The sequence below is a fragment of the Desulfosarcina cetonica JCM 12296 genome (assembly GCF_001311845.1).
Lineage (GTDB): Bacteria > Desulfobacterota > Desulfobacteria > Desulfobacterales > Desulfosarcinaceae > Desulfosarcina > Desulfosarcina cetonica.
Genome location: NZ_BBCC01000505.1, coordinates 1 through 892 on the forward strand (window position 1 = coordinate 1; position 892 = coordinate 892).

Sequence of the window (892 nt, forward strand, 5' to 3'; positions counted from 1 at the left end):
CCCACGGGCACGATGCGCTCACGCCCGCCCTTGCCCCACACCCGCACGCAACCGGAAGCCACGTCCAGGTCGAACACATTCAGGCCGGTCAGCTCGGAAACCCGGATACCCGATCCGTAAAGGGTTTCAAAAAGCGCCCGGTTGCGCAGGCCCAGCACCGTATCCGCAAGGGTCTGATCGAGCAGCCGGAACATGTCGTCCACGGAAAGATAGGACGGCACGGGCCGGATCTGTTTGGGGGTCAGGATCGTCCCCGTGGGATCCTCGTCGAGCAGCCGGTGCTTGACCAAGTAGCGAAAGAACGACCGCAGGGCCGACAGCTTGCGGGCAATCGTCGATTTTTCGTTGCGTCGGTGCAAAAATCCCAGATACCCGCGAATCGTCAGGACATCGATGTCGCTCACGGCCAGCGCTTCCAACCCTTTTTCGGCCATACCGGGCAGGGATCGCAGGGCATGCACGGCAAACTCGTCCAGATCATGCGCGTAGGCCCGAAGGGTGTGCGCCGAATAGCCCTTTTCCGTGGCCAGGACCTGGAGAAAAAGGTCGATCTGCGGTTTGAGCATGGGCGCGTTCACGGGAAGACGATCCGCCTTTCGAGATCGGCCCATGAATCGACGGTCAGGTAATCGTGGCCATCCTGGTTCCACGGCTGACGAAACACCACCGGTTCGATGCCGGCGGATTTGAGCAGATGGCAGGTTTCCAGGCGATCTTCCACGAACCAGTGGATGCCGTTCTCCTTGAGCACGTCGATCTTGCCCTCGAAGGAACCGGTGGCGACAATGCGCGCCTGCCGGTGCTGGCCGTTGAGCAGTCCGCGCATCCAGGCTTCGATGAGTGCGCCGTCGGGCCGCGCGGTGACCATCAGCACCCGTTCCGTGGCCGCGGC

General features: G+C 62.4%; 1 protein-coding gene and 1 pseudogene. Both read right to left on the reverse strand.

The genetic code is table 11. The annotated features are described in order from the left end of the window. On the reverse strand, window positions 1-578 hold a 578-nt coding region (locus JCM12296_RS35240), incomplete at its 3' end, for a site-specific integrase (protein WP_172684286.1). Then, a pseudogene (locus JCM12296_RS40860) lies at window positions 575-892 on the reverse strand (5' nucleotidase, NT5C type); the annotation flags it as partial. The gene JCM12296_RS35240 and the pseudogene JCM12296_RS40860, both read right to left, overlap by 4 nt.